Source organism: Variovorax sp. YR566, from assembly GCF_051992195.1.
In the GTDB taxonomy this organism is placed as follows: domain Bacteria; phylum Pseudomonadota; class Gammaproteobacteria; order Burkholderiales; family Burkholderiaceae_C; genus Variovorax.
The window spans coordinates 1092644-1111278 of sequence record NZ_CP197092.1 but is presented as its reverse complement, the minus strand read 5'-3'; the positions used below and the strand labels follow the sequence as shown (position 1 = coordinate 1111278).

13 protein-coding genes are annotated in these 18635 nt (G+C 65.7%); 5 read left to right on the top strand and 8 right to left on the bottom strand.

Annotated elements, in window-relative coordinates; genetic code table 11:
• Nucleotides 1-380: 380 nt before the first annotated feature.
• The 7 genes from ACTG4X_RS05115 to ACTG4X_RS05085 all read right to left on the bottom strand — a co-directional run bounded on the left by ACTG4X_RS05115 (nt 381) and on the right by ACTG4X_RS05085 (nt 8808).
• On the bottom strand, nt 381-1724 hold the full coding sequence (locus ACTG4X_RS05115) for a phenylacetate--CoA ligase family protein (RefSeq protein ID WP_007836514.1): 1344 nt from the start codon (nt 1722-1724) through the stop codon (nt 381-383).
• Nucleotides 1712-2563 carry an ABC transporter ATP-binding protein gene (locus tag ACTG4X_RS05110; RefSeq protein ID WP_093208970.1) on the bottom strand — a complete coding sequence of 284 codons (852 nt, stop codon included), beginning with the start codon at nt 2561-2563 and terminating at the stop codon, nt 1712-1714. The genes ACTG4X_RS05115 and ACTG4X_RS05110 overlap by 13 nt, the downstream gene beginning before the upstream one ends.
• 15 nt (nt 2564-2578) lie before the next feature.
• Entirely contained in the window at nt 2579-3931 is a 1353-nt protein-coding gene (locus ACTG4X_RS05105) for an ABC transporter substrate-binding protein (RefSeq protein WP_440533339.1), read from the bottom strand.
• Between the two features lie 41 nt (nt 3932-3972).
• Nucleotides 3973-5037 (bottom strand): branched-chain amino acid ABC transporter permease, encoded by a 1065-nt coding sequence (locus tag ACTG4X_RS05100; RefSeq protein WP_440533338.1) that lies wholly within the window; start codon nt 5035-5037, stop codon nt 3973-3975.
• 10 nt (nt 5038-5047) lie between these two features.
• Entirely contained in the window at nt 5048-5977 is a 930-nt protein-coding gene (locus ACTG4X_RS05095; protein ID WP_007836506.1) for a branched-chain amino acid ABC transporter permease, read from the bottom strand.
• A gap of 12 nt (nt 5978-5989) precedes the next feature.
• Nucleotides 5990-6781, bottom strand: coding sequence for an ABC transporter ATP-binding protein (locus ACTG4X_RS05090; RefSeq protein WP_042673932.1), 792 nt, complete (start codon nt 6779-6781; stop codon nt 5990-5992).
• A gap of 143 nt (nt 6782-6924) precedes the next feature.
• Nucleotides 6925-8808, bottom strand: a complete 1884-nt coding sequence (locus tag ACTG4X_RS05085; RefSeq protein ID WP_157632258.1) for an AMP-binding protein — start codon at nt 8806-8808, stop codon at nt 6925-6927.
• A gap of 306 nt (nt 8809-9114) precedes the next feature.
• On the opposite strand from ACTG4X_RS05085, the gene ACTG4X_RS05080 reads away from it, so the two are divergent.
• On the top strand, nt 9115-10794 hold the full coding sequence (locus ACTG4X_RS05080; RefSeq protein ID WP_440533337.1) for a tannase/feruloyl esterase family alpha/beta hydrolase: 1680 nt from the start codon (nt 9115-9117) through the stop codon (nt 10792-10794).
• A gap of 33 nt (nt 10795-10827) precedes the next feature.
• Here the strand turns inward: ACTG4X_RS05080 and ACTG4X_RS05075 are convergent, their stop codons facing one another.
• Nucleotides 10828-11745: a LysR family transcriptional regulator gene (locus ACTG4X_RS05075; RefSeq protein WP_007836502.1), complete on the bottom strand. Its 918-nt coding sequence runs from the start codon at nt 11743-11745 to the stop codon at nt 10828-10830.
• 71 nt (nt 11746-11816) lie between these two features.
• Here ACTG4X_RS05075 and ACTG4X_RS05070 point away from each other — a divergent pair, with 71 nt between their 5' ends.
• The 4 genes from ACTG4X_RS05070 to ACTG4X_RS05055 are packed head-to-tail and all read left to right on the top strand — an operon-like array spanning nt 11817 to nt 18620.
• Nucleotides 11817-13226, top strand: coding sequence for an aminotransferase family protein (locus ACTG4X_RS05070; protein WP_007836501.1), 1410 nt, complete (start codon nt 11817-11819; stop codon nt 13224-13226).
• 47 nt (nt 13227-13273) lie between these two features.
• Nucleotides 13274-14251, top strand: a complete 978-nt coding sequence (locus tag ACTG4X_RS05065; protein WP_007836500.1) for a Bug family tripartite tricarboxylate transporter substrate binding protein — start codon at nt 13274-13276, stop codon at nt 14249-14251.
• Nucleotides 14248-16563, top strand: coding sequence for a LamG domain-containing protein (locus tag ACTG4X_RS05060; protein WP_007836499.1), 2316 nt, complete (start codon nt 14248-14250; stop codon nt 16561-16563). Before ACTG4X_RS05065 ends, ACTG4X_RS05060 begins: the two co-directional genes overlap by 4 nt.
• Nucleotides 16560-18620 carry an acetoacetate--CoA ligase gene (locus ACTG4X_RS05055; protein ID WP_440533336.1) on the top strand — a complete coding sequence of 687 codons (2061 nt, stop codon included), beginning with the start codon at nt 16560-16562 and terminating at the stop codon, nt 18618-18620. Before ACTG4X_RS05060 ends, ACTG4X_RS05055 begins: the two co-directional genes overlap by 4 nt.
• Nucleotides 18621-18635 lie beyond the last annotated feature (15 nt).

Sequence of the window (18635 nt, the reverse complement as noted above, 5' to 3'; positions counted from 1 at the left end):
TCAGCACTGACTTGCGGAGTCTCCGGCACCACTGGCCCGGCCGGCGGTGCGGGCGATACGGGTGCCGGGGGGGTCGTTGGTAACGTCAGAGCAGGACTGCCGCCGCCACCGCCTCCACATCCGGACGCTGCTGTCAACAAGACAAACGTCGACATGGCAGCGCGTACGCGCCAGGTCGATCGCCCTGCAAGCGAACGCTTGAACGGGCCACGCGCCCTGACCATTGGGGCCGTGAGTAACGGGTTCTTCATGAAGTTGTCTCCTACTGGTTTGTGCGGCTGAATGTCAGTGCGCATAGAGACAGTAGGACGCTGGAAAAGCCTGAAATGTCTGCTGTTGGACATTTCAGGGTTTGTCCGCATCGTCGCGATCGAGACCGCTCATTGCTCTCGCAGATCATCGATCACCTTGCCGTCGTTCGGCAGGCTGTTCGGCACGACGATCTCGACCTCGCAGCGCAGCTTGGTCACCTCCCGCATGCTGGCCACCAGCGACTCGTGCAGGCCGGACGCAGCGTTAACCACTTCCACCTTCAGCGTCATGGCATCGGGCTCCCAGGCGCTTGCGCTGCTTCCGCCGATCACGAGACGGGTGCGTCCAACTTCAGGATGCCGGCGAGCAACTTCTGCCACCTGCTGGGGGCTCACGAACATGCCACGCACCTTTGCCGTCTGATTGGCCCGCCCCAGCCAGCCCCGGATGCGAACGTTGGTCCGACCCGAGGGACAGGGCCCCGGCAACACCGCCGACAGGTCACCGGTGCCGAATCGGATCAACGGGCAGTCCGGGTTGAGCGATGTCACCACCACCTCGCCAATCTCTCCCTCCGCAACCGGATCCCCGGTTCCGGGTCGCACGATCTCCACGATCACCCCTTCGTCAAGGACCATGCCCTCACGCGGTGCCGTCTCGTAGGCAATCAGGCCTAGCTCGGCCGTCACGTAGCACTGGTAGGCATCGATGCCGCGCTCCTGGAGCCAGCTTCGGGCAACCGACGGAAAGGCCTCGCCCGAAACCAACGCCTTGGTGAAAGACAGGCGCGCGATGCCTTGAGCCGCTGCGCGCTCCAGCAGCACCTTCAGGAAGCTGGGCGTTCCCACATAGCAGGTCGGCCGCAGATCCACGATGGCCCGAAGCTGAAGATCCGTATTGCCGGTTCCGCCAGGAAAGACCGCGCAACCCAGGGCCAGCGCACCCGCCTCCATCATGGCGCCGGCAGGGGTCAAGTGATAGCTGAAGCTGTTGTGCACGAGCTCGCCGGGCTTGAAGCCTGCCGCGAACATCGCTCGCGCTGTGCGCTCGAAATCACCGCCGTGGCCTTCGGGCTCATACAAGGGCCCGGGTGACTGAAAGACCCGACGCACGCTGGATGGTCCGTGCACGCCGCTCCATCCAACCGCCGAGAACCCCGCAAAGGGATCGTGCGCAGTTCTCGCCGCCTGGCGTTCCATGAAGTCTTCGTGCTTTCGTACGACTGGAAGCGTGGCAAGCACTGAGCGGCTCGTCACGCAAGACGCGTTCACGTCGCGAAGAATGTGCCCCAACGCGGGAGCCGTCGTCATCGCATGAGCGATCTGCCGGGGAAGGGCCGCCATGAGCGCACGCTCGCGCTCCGAGACAGCCCGCACGTCGAGCGCGTCGAAGTACAGGCCACTGGCCCGCTTGGCCCTCGAGCCCTTTGCCACGGCCACCGGGGCCAACTTTGCTTCAGTCACGACAACCATCTCTTTCTTCGCTTGTAGCTCTTCACATCCCGGAAGCTCTTGCGATCGCCCCCACCGACGCCGAGGTAAAACTCCTTGACGTCCTCGTTCTCCCGAAGGCTGGCGGCAGGGCCGTCCATCACGATCCGGCCACTCTCGAGGATGTAGCCATAGTCTGCGTACTGCAGCGCCATGTTCGTGTTCTGCTCAGCGAGCAGGAAGGTCACATGCTCCTTGTCGTTGAGGTCTTTCACGATGGCGAAGACCTCCTCGACGATCTGCGGCGCGAGCCCCATCGACGGCTCGTCGAGCAGCACCATGTTCGGGTCGGCCATCAGCGCGCGTCCGATGGCGCACATCTGCTGCTCGCCGCCGGAGGTGTAGGCGGCCTGGCTGGCGCGCCGCGTCTTGAGCCGCGGAAAGTAGGCGTAGACCTTCTCCAGGGTCTGCAGCACCGCGGCCTTGCCGTCGGTGCGGGTGTACGCGCCGGTCATCAGGTTCTCTTCGATGCTCAGGTGCGCGAAGCAGTGCCGCCCTTCCATCACCTGCACCAGTCCGCGACGGACCAGATCGGCGGGCGTCAGCGCCTCGATGCGCTCGTTGCGAAGCGTGATGCTGCCCTTCGTCACGGCGCCTCGCTCGCCGGCAAGCAGGTTCGAGACCGCGCGCAGCGTAGTAGTCTTGCCGGCACCGTTGCCTCCGAGCAGCGCCACGATGCCGCCCTGCGGGACGGTCAGCGACACCCCCTTGAGCACGAGGATCACGTGGTTGTAGATCACCTCGATCCCGTTGACGACCAGCAGCGGCTCGGCCTGCGGGCCGGCCACGGCGCTTTTTTCCTTGAAAGCCACGACGCTCATTGCCGTCCTCTTTCTTCAGCTCTGGCAGTCTTCAGGCGAACGGCGCGCGATCTTCTTTTCGGCGGCGTACTTGTCCGCGGCAGCCTTGATCATGGGCTTGAGGATCGCCATGTCCGCCTCGATCGGATCGGATACGAACTGCCACTTGGCGCCGTCCCACGTCTGGACGCGCGCCGTGGCAACGCCCATGTGGTCGTTGCAGGAGGTGCTGATCGGACTCTTCAGCTTGCCGAAGCCCAGCGCATCCAGTCGCTTCTGATCCAGGTTCAGGTTCTCCAGCCCCCAGCGGACCTGCTCGCCGGTCATGGATTTGCCCTTGCCGAACCGCTCCTGTGCGCGACGAACGGCTTCGACGGTGATCATCGAAATGATCATGCCGTTGTTGTAGAGGATGGAGCCGACCTCCTCCTTCGGCCCGGTACCCTGGCCCTTGCCATGCACGTGCTTGAGGATCTCCTCGGTGGCCTTGGTGCCCCCCAGAAGGTTCTGCATGTTGATCGCGCTGTAGCCCTTGGCGCCGGCGCCCACGTCCTTGACGTCGGGCTCCGTGCCGGACCAGTACACGCCGATCATCTTTTCACGCGGATAACCCGTCGCTTGTGCCTCCTTGAGGGCCGTGGAGTTCATCACCCCCCAGCCCCAAAGAACGACGTAGTCCGGCCGCGCCTGGCGGATCTGCAGCCATGTCGCTTTCTGCTCCACGCCCGGCGCGGTCACCGGGAGCAATTGCAGATCGAAGCCATGCATGCGCGCGCGCTCCTGCAGAACGGGGATCGGCTCTTTGCCGTAGGGCGAGTCGTGGTACGCGAAGGTCACCTTCTTGCCCTTCAGCTTGTCGAGCCCGCCTGCCTTGCGGCCGAGGGACTGAATCAGGATGTCGGCCGCCGTCCAGTACGAACCAGCGATCGGAAAGCTCCACTTCAGGACACCGCCATCGGCCGCTTCGGAGCGACCGTATCCCGGCGTGATGAGCGGGACCTTGTCCAGCGGTGCCTTGTCGGTCAACGCAAAGGTGATGCCCGTCGCCTGGGGATCGAATGCGGTCGCGCCCGTGGGGCCCTTGCCCTTGAGGCGCTCGTAGCACTCCACCCCGCGGTCGGTTGCGTACCCGGTTTCGCATTCCTCATAGGTGAACTTGACCCCATTCACGCCGCCGTCACGCTCGTTGACGAGCTTCAGGTAGTCCTGCTTGCCGTTGGCCCACGGCGTGCCGCTCGGTGCATACGGACCCGTCCGATACACGAGCAACGGAACGAACTGCTCCTTGACCAGCGCCGACGACGGCGCCGTCTGTGCAAGGCTGCCCTGAGCGAAGACCAGGCTCGCCGAAACGGCGATCGAAAGAGAGATGAATTGTTTCGTGAACATGGCTGTTGACTGTCTCTTGGTTTGTGTTGGAAGGAGGGGGCTCAATGCGGAAAGGGCCAGAGCCGCAATTTCTCTTTGGCGGTGCCCCACATGCGGGCGAGGCCGTGCGGTTCGACGATCAGGAAGAAGACGATCAGCGCGCCGAAAATCATCGCCTCAAGGTGCGATGCGAGCGTGGTCGAGATCGGCACACCCAGCAGGGCCGGCATCTGGTTGAGCAGAAGCGGGAGCAGCACGATGAATGCCGCGCCGAAGAAGCTGCCCACGATGGAACCGAGGCCGCCGATGATCACCATGAACAGCAGCTGGAACGAACGCTCGATGCTGAACGCACTGGGTTCCCAACTGCCCAGATGGACAAAGCCCCAGAGCGCACCGGCGACACCCACGATGAAGCTGCTCACCGCAAAGGCGGTCAGCTTTGCGTACACGGGCCGGATGCCGATGACGGCAGCTGCGACGTCCATGTCCCGCATCGCCATCCACTCCCGGCCGATGGCGCCGCGCACCAGGTTCTTGGCCATCAATGCGAACAGCGCCAGGGCACTCAGGCACAGGATGTACTTCTGTGCCGGCGTGCTGATGGGCATGCCGAAGATCTGGAGGTTCGACACGCTGACAGAGCCTGATGCCGAGTAGTTGGTGAACCATTGAACCCGCAGGAAAGACCAGTCGACGAAGAACTGCGCGGCGAGCGTTGCCACCGCCAGGTACAGCCCCTTGATCCGCAGGCTTGGAATGCCGAACAGCACGCCGACCGCGGTCGAACACAGACCGCCCACCAGCAGCGAGAGGATCAGGGGCATTCCCTCCACCCGCGCCTGCATGTTGTAGGCCGCGTAGGCGCCCACCGCCATGAACGCGCCGGTCCCGAGCGAGATCTGGCCGCAGTACCCCACGAGGATGTTCAGCCCCAGCGCAGCAAGGGACAGGATGAGGAACGGAATGAGAATGGCGCGAAGCCAGTACTCGGAGGCCAGCCAGGGCATGGCCAGGAACGCGACGGCCAGAACACATGCGATGAACATGCGATCCTGGGAGATCGGCAGGATCTGCTGGTCCGCCCGGTACGTCGATTTGAATTGACCGTTTTCGTTGTAGATCATGGGGTGTGCCTCAGACGCGATCGATGATTTTTTCGCCGAACAATCCCTGCGGACGAAGCAGCAGGAATGCAAGCGCGAGCACATACGCAAACCAGATCTCGATGCCGCCACCCAGCAGAGGGCCGAGGTATATCTCGGACACCTTTTCTCCCACACCGATCAGCAGACCGCCCACGATGGCGCCGGGAATGGACGTCAGCCCGCCCAGGATCACCACCGGCAGCGCCTTGAGTGCCACGAGCGACAGCGAGAACTGCACGCCCAGCTTCGATCCCCAGATGATTCCCGCGACCAGCGCGGCGAACCCCGCAACGGACCACACGATCACCCAGATGCGGTTCAACGGAATGCCGATCGACTGCGCCGCCTGGTGATCGTCCGCCACCGCGCGCAAGGCCCGCCCGGTGGCCGTCTTCTGGAAGAAGACCGCGAGCAGGATGACCAACAAAGTGGAAATGGCAGCAGCCACTAGGTCTTCCTGGCTCAGGAGCAACCCGCCTTGAAAGGTGCTCTCAAGAACCATCAGCGGCTCCTTGGGCATGCCTACATCGATCTTGTAGATGTCGTTGCCGAACAGCGTCTGCCCGAGACCGTCAAGAAAGTAGGCAACGCCCAACGTGGCCATAAGCAAGGTGACGCCATCCTGGTTCACCAGGTGCCGCAGGGCCAGCCGCTCGATCGCCCAGGCGACCGCCACCATCACTGCCATCGCTGCCAGGAAGGCCAGCAGGTTCGCGAGGAGCTGGCTCTCGAAGCCAAGCCACTGTGGAATCCAGGTTGAGAAGCGTGCCATCGCCAGCGCCGCAAAAAGCACCATCGCTCCCTGGGCGAAGTTGAAGACGCCTGAGGCCTTGTAGATCAGCACGAAGCCGATGGCGATCAATGAATACAGCATGCCTGCCATCAAGCCGCCGAAAACCGTTTCGAGAAAAAATCCCATCTCTGTGCCTGCTCAGTGTTGTGCGCCAAGGTAGGCACGGATGACTTCTTCGTTGGCCATCACCTCGCGCGGTGTGCCGTCGCCGATCTTTTTTCCGTAGTCCAGCACCACGACCCGATCGCTGATGTCCATCACGACGCTCATGTCGTGCTCGATGAGCACCACGGTCACGCCGAGCTCCTGGTTCACCTCGAGGATGAAGCGGCACATGTCCTGCTTTTCCTCGACGTTCATGCCGGCCATGGGCTCGTCGAGTAGCAGCACCTCCGGCTCCATCGCAAGGGCTCGCCCGAGGTCGACGCGCTTTTGCAGGCCATAGGGCAGCTTGCCGACGGGCGTCTTTCTGAAGGGCTGGATCTCCAGGAAGTCGATGATTTCCTCGACGCGCTCCCGGTGCGCCAACTCTTCCCTTTCCGCGGGGCCCCAGCGCAGCGCCTGCAGAAGCGGATTGACCTTCATCTTGAGATTCCGCCCCGTCATCAGGTTGTCGAGCACGCTCATGCCCTTGAACAATGCGAGGTTCTGGAAGGTTCGCGCGATGCCCATCTCCGCGACCTGGCGCGAGTTCATGTGCCTGAAGGTCTTGCCCTGGAAGGTGATCGATCCCTCCTGCGGCTGGTAGACGCCGTTGATGCAGTTGAGCATCGAGCTCTTGCCGGCACCGTTGGGCCCGATGATCGATCTCACCTCGTGCGCGCGAACATCGAAGCTGATGTCGGTGAGCGCCTTGACGCCACCGAATCGCAACGTGATGTTGCGGACATCCAGGATTGCGCCCTTCGACTGAGCGCCCTTGACGTCGATTGGCGCGAGCTGCGGCGCTCGTGGCACCGCCTCATCATTTCTCGAATCGTGCGAACGTCGGCTGGCAGTGGCCACCGACGCGCGCTGTACAGCTGTCAGCACGCGGTCTCCTTGTTTGTTCTGGTGGGGTTCGCGATGCGGGCTCAAGCGGCACGCTGGAGGATCGCGAAAGTCTTGGCATCGTGGATGGGCAGCGTCGCCGCGGCGAATCCCTTGCGCCCGTCCTCGAAGCTGATTTCGGTCTCGACGTATTGCGCCGAGGCGCCGCTGAAGAGGGCTTCGACCAGGACCCGATACCGGTCGGCGATGAAACCCCGCCGCACCTTGCGCGTGCGCGTCAGCTCGCCGTCGTCCGGGTCCAGCTCCTTGTGAAGAATGAGAAAGCGGCTGATCTGGTTTCCAGCCACGAGGTGGTCCACCGAGAGTTCGGCGTTCGCGGCCTCGACGCAGCCCTGGATGAGTTCGGCCACTTCCGGCTTCTGGGCCAGGTCGGTGTAGCCGGAGTAGGAAAGGCTTCGCCGCTCGGCCCAGTTGCCGACGGACTCGAAGTCGATGTTGATGAAGGCGCACACCCGGTCCCTGGCGTGGCCGAAGGCCACCACCTCCTTGATGTAAGGCGAGAACTTCAGCTTGTTCTCGACGTACTTGGGTGCGAAGGTCGCGCCGTCGTGGCTGCCGCCCGCCAGGCGGCCGACGTCCTTGAGACGATCCACGATGCGCACATGCCCGTCGTCGTCGATCAGGGCCGCATCGCCGGTGTGGTACCAACCGTCGGCGTCCAGGACCTCTGCGGTCGCTTGCGAGTTCTGGTGGTACTCCTTGAGCGTGCCGGGCGATTTCACGAGCAACTCCCCACTCGCGGCAACCTTGACCTCGACGCCGGGCGCCGGAATGCCGACGGTGTCGGGCTTGACCTTGCCATCGGGCTGCAAGCAGACGAAGACGGCCGTCTCCGTCGTGCCGTACAACTGCTTGAGATTGATGCCGATAGAGCGAAAGAAGGCAAACAGGTCAGGACCGATGGCCTCGCCGGCCGTGTACGCAACGCGTATCCGGCTCATGCCCAACTGAGCGCACAAGGGGCGATAGAAAAGCACATTGCCTACCGCGTACTGCAGGCGCTCGACCAGCGTCACCGGCTCGCCCGCCATGACGTTCTGGCCGACCCTGCGCGCCACGGCCATGAAATAGTCGTACGCCTTTCGCTTCAGAAGGCTTGCATCGTTCATCCTGACCGTGACGGCCGTGAGCATCTCTTCGAACACCCGCGGAGGTGCGAAGTAGTAGGTCGGACCGATCTCCTTGAGATCGATGCCGACGGTTTCCGGCGACTCCGGGAAATTCACCGTGTAGCCGCTCGCCAGCCACATGGTGTACGAGAAGATGTTCTGGCCGAGCCATGCGGGCGGCAGAAAGGCCAACACCTCTTCGCGTTCGGAGATCCGATCAAAGGCCTTGCCCGATTGCGCGCTGAGGATCAGTGACCGATGCGTATGCACGACGCCCTTGGGCAGGTTGGTCGTGCCGGATGTGAAGAACATCGCTGCCACATCGTCGGGTCGAACCAGCGCAGCCTGCTCGTCGTAGAAGGCCGCATGCTCCGCACCGAACTGCCGCCCCGCTTCCACCAGGGCATCGAGTGAACCAAGCCACGACTGGGGGTACTTGCGCAGGCCACGTCCGTCGTCGAACCATACCCGGCTCAAGTCCGGACAACCCTCTTTCACCTCGAGCAACTTGTCGACCTGCTCCTGCTCTTCCACGATCGCGAATGCAACTTTCGCGCTGGCCAGCGGATAGGCGTACTCGGCCGCCGGCGCATCCTGATAGAGCGGCACAGGGATGGCCCCGAGCGCCTGCAGCGCCGTCAACGAGGCCTGGAGGCGGGGGCGGTTGCCACCGATCAGCGCGACGTGGTCGCCGCGGCATACGCCGGCCTGTGCCAGCCCGCAGGCCAGGTCGTGAACCAACCGCGACACGTCCAGCCAGGAGTGCGCCTGCCAGATTCCGAACTTCTTCTCGCGCATCGCAACGCGCGCACCGCTCACGCGCACTTGCGAAGCGAGCAGGGCCGGAAATGTTGTCTCGGGTTTCACGCACCAGTCTCCAAATGTCAGGCCAGGGCCCGGAGTGTTCTGCACAGCGCAGCAAGGTTTGGAGTGTTCATTCCCTGCGAGAGATGCAATGTCTTGGTCATGACAATCGAGGGTTATCCCCGGACGACTACGGACAAACCCCGAAATGTCCGGCACCAGACATTTGCCGCCTGCTCCCCTGCCTACCGTGCTACTGCGGTCCAAAGGCCGCGCCAAATCAAACGCAGGAGACAACCCATGAAATTTTCATCCCCGGCCTTGAACGCCATCCGAAGCCGCGAGCCTGCATGCTGGCCCCGCTGGCTCGCGCTCGCGACCGGTACGCTGGTCGGACTGGCCGCGGCGCTAGCGGGCTGCGGCGGCGGAAGCGACGGCAGCGGTTTCGCGGGCGGCATCGGCGCAGTCGGCACCGTCGGCGGCAATGGCGGAGGCAGCAACGGCAGCGGCGATCCTGCACCGGTCGTGCCCGACACCCAGCAAACCAGCGCCGAGAGCCGATGCAAGGCGTTCCTCGGCCGGACCTTCGACGGCGCGACGATCACCAAGGCGACCTTCATGCCGGCCACCGATGCCGTGCCCGAGCACTGCATCGTGCGCGGCGAAATGCCGAAGGACCTGGACTTCGACGTACGGATGCCCACGGAGTGGAATCACCGCACCGTCTTCAGGGGCGGCGGCGGCTTCGATGGCTATCTGAATGTTGGCTACATCAGCGATCCTGCCGTCAGCCCGGTTGGAAGCCCAGACCTGCCCAAGCGCGGCTACGCGACCATCGCCACCAACCACGGGCACGACATGATTGCGAAACCGGGAGGATCCTTCGCGCTCGACGAGGACATGCTCGCCGACTACGCGTATGCATCCGTTCCACGGGTCCTCGTGCCGGCGAAGTCGATCCTGCGCGCGCACTACGGCGACTCGTTCGCCAACACCAAGATGGTCTACGAGGGCTGCTCTGGCGGCGGTCGCCAGGCGCTGATGCAGGCGCAACGCCATCCGGATCTCTTCGACGGCATCATCGCCCGCGCGCCGGCGAATGCCTTCACGTCGCAGTTCCTCTGGTACCAGAAGATCGGGAAGCAACTGGCGAAGCCAGGCGCGGCCCTGAGCGCCGCCAAGATCAAGACGATCGGCGATGCCGTGTATGCCAAGTGCGACGGGCTCGACGGACTGAACGACAGGATCATCGGAAAGCCCGAAGCCTGTCAGTTCGATCCCGTCGAACTCGCATGCAACGGTGCAGAAACCGATGCCTGCCTGACACCTGCGCAGGTCGAGTCCGCGCAGGCGTTCTATGCCCCCACCAGCATCGCCAACGGCCGCTACGTCTGGCCCGGCTTTCTGCCCGGTGGCGAGACCGCGGCCACATGGGGCGCATCGACCTCCAACCTGGGAGGCGACTTCATCAAGTACATGGTCGCCCAGGATGCTTCCGTGGACCCGCTCCTGCTGGATCCCGCGCAATACACGGCGCGCCTCGATCAGCTCAGTGCGATGCTCGATGCCGTCGACCCTGATCTGAGCCGGTTCAAGGCAAAAGGCGGAAAACTGGTGCTGTGGACAGGCCAGACCGACTGGCTGATTACGGCGAACAACGCCACCGAGTACTACCAGAGCGTCGTCAAGAAGAGCGGCGGCCAATCCGCGGCGGACGAATTCGTCGAGTACTACACCGCCCCCGGCGTGGAGCACTGCAACGGCGGCAACGGGGCGGACAAGGTGGATCTGGCGGGCCCCATGTTCGAGTGGATCGAGAAAGGAACCAAGCCCTCGTCTTCGACGATCGTTGCCACGCAGCGCACCGTTGCGGCAGGAGCGACGCCTGCCAGCAGGCCACTTTGCAGGTATCCGCAGTACCCCCGGTACGTTGGGGGCGATCCCAACGCCGCGGCGAGTTTTGCCTGTACGTCGCCGTAGCACCAGCGCGTTCCATGCCCACCGGCCTTGCCTTCAGGACGATGGCCGGAACCCGGAAAGGGCAGACATCCTTGCCTTGAGGGCCTCGATGAATGCGGTCACACGCGCGGGCCTGTAGATGCCCGGAGGCAGCGCGACGTGAATGGCGATCGGTTCGAGCCACCAATTCGCCAGCACCCGCTGCACCCGGCCGGTCTTGAGGTCGTCCTGGCACATCCAGGGGGCCGCCGCGCCGATGCCGGCTCCGTTGAGGATCGCGCGGTAGCTCGACAACAGGCTGTCGGTCTGGATCGGCGTGTCGAGCGTCACCATACGGGAGCGGCCCGATCGATCCAGCATGCGCACGTTGCCGGTCACGTAGGGCACGAGCCCAACGCAGGGCAACTGCGGAAGACGCGCGATGGTGACGGGCCCCAGTTTCCTGAGCAATTCGGGCGTGGCGATCAGCACGCGCTCCATCATGCCGAGCTTGCGGCTCACCAGGCCAGGATCGCGCACCTCGCCCACGCAGACCCAGCATTCCGCGCCCCATGCGGTCAGGTCGAGCACCCGATCGGTCAGCGTGAGTTCGACGCGCAGCGCCGGATGCGCCGCGCGCAGGTCGGTCACGGCATCGGTCAGGAAGCCCGTTCCGTACCCCGAAGGCCCGATCACGCGCAGCGTGCCTTCAGGTCGGCTCTGCCCGCCCTTCAGGCGTTGCGACAGGCCCGACCAACGGTCGCCGAGGTCGCGGGCCTCGACGAGCAGCGAGCGCCCTTCGTCGGTGAGCGAAAAGCTCGCGGTCGTGCGCAGCGCCAGCTTGCAGCCGAGCAGCCGCTCCAGTTCGAGCAGCCGACGGCTGACGGTGGGCTGCGTCGTGCCCAGCAGCCGCGCCGCCTTGCTGAGCGATCCGCTCTCGCCGATCTTCTGGAAAGTGTCGAGCAGGTCGAGTCGGTCATGTACGTGCTTCATGCGACGAACGTATAACACTTCATCACTCCATGCGTCTACCGCAAAGTGACCGCGATTCGTATCGTCGGGTCATGAACACCTCGAACTCCCCCGCGACTGGCATCGCCCGGATCGGCGACGCGCCGAAGGGCGGCTCCGTCCTCGGCTTCTACGCACCCAAGGGTTCGGCCCGCCCGCCGCGCGTCGCCCGCGGCGAAGGCATCTTCCTGTGGGATGCGAACGGCAAGCGCTATCTCGACGCAACCGCCGGCGCCGTCGTCGCGAACATAGGCCACGGCAATCCGCGCGTGCTGGCCGCGATGACCGAACAGGCATCGAAGGTGACCTTCGCGTACCCGCGTTTCTTCGAGAGCGAGCACAACATCGCGCTGGCCGACCGCGTCTGCGAACTCGCGGGCGAGGGCTTCGACCGCGCATTCTTCGTGTCGGGCGGGTCGGAGGCCAACGAGGCCGCGATCAAGCTGGCGCGCCAGTACGCGGTCGTGACCGGCCAGGGCGGCCGCTCGAAGGTGATCTCGCGCGATCCGAGCTACCACGGCTCGACGCTCGGCGCGCTGGCGGTCACCGGCGATGCCAACACGCTCGACCTGTACGGTCCGATGGTGCGCCCGATGCCCAAGGTGCCGGCCCCCTTGTCATACCGCGTGCCCGATGGCCACACGGTCGAGTCGCACGAGAAGGCGTGCGCCGACGCGCTCGAGCAAACCATCCTGCGCGAAGGCCCGGAGACAGTGCTGGCCTTCATCCTCGAACCCATCGGCGGCCTCTCGACCGGCGCGGTGGTTTCCTCGGCCGCCTACTTCCGACGCGTGCGCGAGATCTGCAACCGCCACGGCGTGCTGCTGATCTTCGACGAGATCATGAGCGGTGCCGGCCGCACCGGCGCCTTCCTCGCCGCGCACCACTGGGAAGACGCGCGCCCCGACCTCGTCACGCTCGCCAAGGGCCTGGCCGCCGGCTACACGCCGCTCGGTTGCCTGCTCGCACCGAACAGGATGGTCGATGCGATCGCGGGTGCCGGCGGCTTCGTGCATGGCCACACCTACTTCACGAATCCGCTGTCGTGCGCGGTCGCGCGCGCGGTGGTCGACGAGGTCGTGCGGCAAGACCTCATGGTTCGCGCACGCGACATGGGCGAACTGCTGATGGCACGCCTGCGCGACATCGCGTCGCGCTCGCCGGTCGTCGGCGACGTGCGCGGCAAGGGTCTGCTTACCGCCATCGAAATCGTCTCGGACAAGGCGAAACGCAGTCAGCTGCCGGTCGCTTTCAACGCACCCGCACGGCTTACCGAGCACGGCTTGAAGCATGGCATCGCGCTCTACAACCGCCGGGCCAACCTCGGCGCCTTCGGCGATTTCCAGATGATCACGCCGCCGCTCACGATCACCGAAGCGGAGATCGACGAGTTGGCCGAGCTGCTCGACAAGTCGCTGACCGATCTTGCCGACGAGGTCGCCCGCAAGGGCCTCGTGCGCTGAACCCGGCGACCGCACCGATTCCGCAACCCCACCCAGGAAAGCCCCCGATGAAGCTCTCTGCCACCCTCAAGGCCGCATTCGCCTGCACTGCATTGGCCTTCGCCGCCGCGGCCGCGGCGCAGATCAACACCACGCACGGTCCGCTCAAGCTCATCGTCGGCTATCCGGCCGGCGGCTCGGCCGACGTGCAGGCGCGCACGCTCGCCGACAAGCTGGCCGCCGAACTCGGCACGATCGTCGTCGTCGACAACCGCACCGGCGCAGGCGGCGCGATCGCGGCCGACTACGTTCGCACGGCGCCGGCGGACGGGCTCACCGTGCTGCTCGCCAACATGCACATGATGGTCATGCTGCCGCTCACTACGAAGTCGGTGCGCTACGACCCCGTCAAGGACTTCAAGCCCGTCGGCCGCATCGTGAGCTTCTACGAAGGCATCGCGGTGCCCGCGGAGCTGCAGGCCAGGGATGTGAAGCAGTGGCTCGACATCGCCGCCAGGGATCCGAAGAAGGCGAACTACGGCGTGCCTGCGCCGGGCAGCGTCTCGCAGTTCATGGGCTACCGCCTCGGCAGCGACGCCAAGGCGGGGCTCATGGCCGCGCCCTACCGAGGCGCCGCGCCGCTGGTGCAGGACCTGCTCGGCAACCAGATCTCGGCCGGCATCATGCCCATTGCCGATCTCGTCGCGCACCAGCAGTCGGGCAAGCTCAAGGTGCTGGCGGTGAACGGCACCCGACGCGCCGCATTGCTGCCCGACGTGCCGACGCTCAAGGAACTCGGCCAGCCGCACTTCGACAACCTGGAATGGACCGGCCTCTTCGTGCCGGCCGGCACGCCGCGGCCCATCGTCGACCAGCTGCATGCGGCGCTCGGCAAGGCACTCGCCAACAAGGACGTGCAGGAACGGCTGCTGAAGCTCAGCAGCGATCCGAATCCGAGCACGCCCGAAGAACTCTCGGCGCTCATCGTCGACGACATCAAGCGCTGGGCCCCGGTGGTGAAGGCCTCCGGCTTCACGTCGGAATGACAGCGACCGCCCCGCACCCGATCCCGCCGCACAAACCGCTGCAGCTGCCCGGCCTCCACGGCTACGCCGATGCCAAGACCGTGGCGGCGGGCGATCTCGTCCGCTTCCATGTCAGCAGCGACGTGCCTTACGAATTCGCGGTCTACCGGCTGGGCAGCGACGTCGAAGGACGCAGCGACGACGTGGCGCTCGAAGCATTCGCGCCGCATCAGGCGCGCGTTCAGCCGATCCATCCCGGCTCCTATGTGCATGTTGAACGCGGCTTGCCGGCCGGCCTGCCGCTGCGCGGGTTGAGCTTCGAATGCTGGATCAAGCCCTGGACGGTCGATGTACGGCAGGCCATCGTCAGCCAGCACGACGATCCCGCGCACCGCGGCTTTGCGCTCTTCATCGAACCAGGCGGGGCACTGTCGTTCCACCTGGGAGACAACGCCGCGCCATCGCACGGCCGGCTCGCGACGCGACGTTGGCAGCACATTGCCGCCACGTGGAACGGCGAGCTCGCAACGCTCTGCATCGATGGCGTGTGCGTCGCGGAGTGGCCCGCACTGCAGGCCGTCCAGCCCGCAACCGCGCCGCTGCGGCTCGGCGCGAGCGCCATCGGCGGCCAGGCCGACCTGTTCCTCGAAGCCGACCTCGTCATGCCGGCGTTGTACGACCGGGCGCTGTCGACCGGCGAGATCGCCGCGCGCCGCGAACAACGCGGATTGCAGATCCCGACGGGCCGCTCGGTACTCGGCTGCTGGCCGCTGCGGGAAGAACGCGGCTCGCAGGTGGCCGATGCCAGCGGGCATCAACGCACCGGCCGCATCGTCAACCACGCGACCTGGATGATCGTCGGCCCGGCCTTCGAGCCCGGCAAGGTCGGCCACTATGAAGAAGACGAATCGCCCTACGACCCGCTCCACGATCCGACGCGCGGGCACGGCCTGCGTTTCGCCGGCGATGATCTCTACGACTGCCGCTGGGACGCGGTGCACGAATTCCGCGTTCCCGGCGACGCCAGGTCCGGCGTCTACGTCGGCCGCGCGCGCTTCGACATCGAAGGCCGCAAGGCGGACTACGACATCACTTTCATCGTGCGCAAGCCCGCGCACGTGGCGCCCGCTCCTGTCCTCGTGCTGTGCGCCGTCAACAGCTGGCTCGCCTACGCCACCACGCCCTTCGCGAAGAACGTGGTCGACGATCCGGTGTGGCCGCGCCGTTCGGAGGGCCTCGAGAACAGCCATCCCGAAGCGCCGGCCTTCAGCAGCTACGTCTACCACCGCCACGGCCAGCCCTGCTACCAGGTCGGCCTGCGCATGCCCTGGCCCAATGCCAGCCCCAACGCGCTCTACGACCCGGCCGCGAGCGGCTTCAGCCAGTGGACGCGGCTCGAGCGTCACCTGCACGTATGGCTCGAGAAGCAGGGCTACGACTACGACGTGGTTGGCGACATCGACCTGCACCGCGACCCGTCGCTGCTCGCGCGCTACAAGACCGTCTTCATCAACGGCCACAGCGAATACTGGTCGCTGCCGGGCGTGGAGGGGCTCGACGATTTCCTGAAGCGCGGCGGCAGCGCGGTCGTGCTGTCGGGCAACACCATGTACCTGCGCGTGAGCTACGACGAGGACTTCTCCGTCATGGAGCAGCGGAAGGTCAACGGGCCCGATCACGACGAGGCCGGACCGCCCGTCGGCCCGCCAGCGGGCGCGTTCGGCGAGCAGTACCACAGCCAGGACTGGGCGCGCGGCGGACGGCTCAAGGCATCGGGCCGGCCGGCCGCGGACATCATCGGCCTCGAAACCGCGGGCTGGGCCTTCGCCGACGGCGACGACTTCGGCGTCTACCACGTCGAGCTGCCGGCGCATGCGCTCTTCAACGAGCCGCAGCCGCTGGGCCTCGGCAAGGGCGAAACCTTCGGCCATGCGCCCGGCGGCGGGCTGCCGCGCGCCATCGGACACGAGTGGGACCTGACCCTCTCGACCCTGGCGAAGATGACGACGCGCTGCCCTCCGGGTGCTTCCCTGCCCGTCGCGCAAGAGGGCATCGAGGTCATCGCCAAGGGCATCCGGCGCGTCCCGGGGAAGATGGACGCCTACCTCGACCACTACTCGAGACTCACCGAATCGCTCGACGGACTGTCGGCCGAGATGATCTATTGGGAGCGGCCGCAAGGCGGGCGCGTGTTTCATGCAGGCGCAGTCGGGGCGGCCTGGGTGGTTGGCAGCGACCCGCTCTTCGGAAAGTTGCTCGGCAATGTGCTGCATCGTTTCGGTGTGACACCCAGGAACCCCTCGCGAGTTCACTCCAGCAAGACTGCGCCATGACCACGCATCCAGAAATCGCCCCTCACGCCGTGTCTGCACCGTCCGATGCACCCTTGTGGACACCCACGCCGGCCCGCAAGGAGCGGGCCCTGATCACCCGCTTCGAGGCCTGGCTGGATCGCGAGCGCGGCCTTCGCTTCGAGAACTACGAGGCCCTGTGGCAATGGTCGGTGACCGACCTGGAGGGCTTCTGGAGCGCCGTCCTGGCCTTCTTCGAGCTTCCGTTGCAGGCGCCGTATAAGCGCGTCCTGTCCGGCGAAGACATGCCGGGCGCCCGCTGGTTCGAAGGCGCCCGGCTCAACCTGGTCGACCAGGTGTTCCGCCACGCGCGCCTTGCCTCACCCGCGATCGTTTTCGAAAGCGAGGCCTCGGGCACCGGCGCCATGAGCTGGGTCGAGCTCCAGCGTCAGGTGGCATCGGTGGCCCAGGCCTTGCGCGACCTGGGTGTGCAGCAGGGCGACCGGGTGGCCGGCTACCTTCCCAACATCCCCCAGGCGGTCGTTGCGTTCCTGGCCGCCGCCAGCCTGGGTGCGGTGTGGTCCCTGTGCGCGCCGGACATGGGGCCGGTGAGCGTGGGCGACCGATTCCGGCAGATCGAGCCCAAGGTGCTGGTCGCGGTGGATGGCTATCGCTTCGGCGGCAAGCCGTTCGACCGCCGCGGGGCGCTGGACGAGATCCTGCGCGAGTTGCCGACGGTCACCGGCATCCTCTGGATTCCGCACCTTGACGCGGCTGCGCATCCGCCCGGACAGGCCGCGGGCCGCACGACGGTGCGCTGGCAGGAGGCCATCGCGCGCGAGGCGGCCTGGCAACCGGCTGCCCTGCCGGCGGACCACCCGCTGTGGATTCTTTACTCGTCGGGAACGACGGGGCTGCCCAAGGCCATCGTCCACGGCCACGGCGGGGTGCTTGCGAACGGCATGGTGAACATGGTTTTGCATGGCGACCTGCACCCGGGCGAGCGCGTCTTCTGGGCGGCCAACACGTCGTGGATGGTCTGGAACGCGCATGTCCTGGGGCTGCTGGGCGGCGCCACCCTCGTGCTGTACGACGGCGCCGTGACCGGCGCCGGTGCCGAGCCGGACTGGGGCCACCTGTGGAAGCTGGCAGGGCGGCTGGGCGTTCACGTGTTCGGCGCCGGCGCCGCGATCCACCACGCGTGCCTGAAGGCCGGCATCGTGCCGCGCGAGATCGCGGACCTGGGGCAGTTGCACACGGTATCGTCCACCGGCTCTCCCCTGTCCCCTGAGGCTTGCGAATGGCTGTACGGCGCCGTCAAGCGCGACCTTTGGCTCAACATCGTTTCCGGTGGAACGGACATTGCCGGCGGCTTCCTGGTGGGGCTTCCCACCCTGCCGGTGCGCACGGGCGAGATGCAATGCCGCACCTTGGGCGCCTGCGTGCAGGCGTGGAACGATGCCGGCCAACCCGTGCTGGACGAGGTGGGGGAACTGGTGTGCACCCGGCCGCTGCCTTCGATGCCGCTGTACTTCTGGGGAGATGCGGGCCATCGGCGGTACCTGGACAGCTACTTCGAGAGCTTCAAGGACAGCCAGGGCCGCAACGTCTGGCGGCATGGCGACTGGGTGCGCCTGGTGCCGCGGCCAGACGCCACGGCGGGCGTGATCTACGGCCGTTCGGACGCCACCATCAACCGCCAGGGCGTGCGCATGGGAACGTCCGAGCTGTACCGCGTGGTCCAGGGCATGGCCGAAGTGATGGACAGCCTGGTCGTGGACCTGGAGTACCTCGGGCGCGATTCGTACATGGCGTTGTTCGTCCAGCTGCAGGCCGGCATCCAGCTGGACGAGCCGCTGGAGCAGCGCATCCGGCAGGCCTTGCGCACGGGCCTGTCGGCACGCCACGTACCCAACGAAATCATCCAGGTGGACACGATCCCGAAGACCATCACCGGCAAGAAGCTGGAGCTGCCCGTCAAGAAGCTCCTGCTGGGCCACGCGCTCGAGAAGGTCGTGAGCCGCAACGCGCTGGCCGAGCCTGGAAGCATCGACTGGTACGTGGATTTCGCCGAAAGGTACCGGCGCCGCACGGGCTGATGCGATCACCAAGTG